The organism is Akkermansia muciniphila, from assembly GCF_900184965.1.
GTDB classification, from domain to species: Bacteria; Verrucomicrobiota; Verrucomicrobiia; order Verrucomicrobiales; family Akkermansiaceae; genus Akkermansia; species Akkermansia muciniphila_A.
Map to the genome: position 1 here is coordinate 1 of NZ_FXYA01000112.1, position 236 is coordinate 236.

The window sequence follows — 236 nt, forward strand, 5'->3', positions numbered from 1 at the left end:
ACTACATCCAAGAAGGAGAAAATGCCGAGCGATTCGCCCAGCTCTACGGTCACCTTAAAGATGTTTATGTCCCGAAAATCTACTGGCAATACACCCAGCGTCGTGTCTTGACGATGGAGTGGATAACAGGCACCAAGTTGACCCAGCCAGAAGCGATCAAAGCCCAAGGTGTAGATGCTCGTCATTTAATTGAAGTAGGCGTCCAGTGTTCCCTGCGCCAGCTGCTGGAACATGGA

Annotated in this window: 1 protein-coding gene; it reads left to right on the top strand. The window is 50.4% G+C overall.

Going from position 1 to position 236, the window contains the following annotated elements; translation table 11 throughout:
* Nucleotides 1-236 (top strand): AarF/UbiB family protein (locus CI070_RS01595; RefSeq protein WP_218824059.1); only part of this gene is annotated, 236 nt, incomplete at both ends.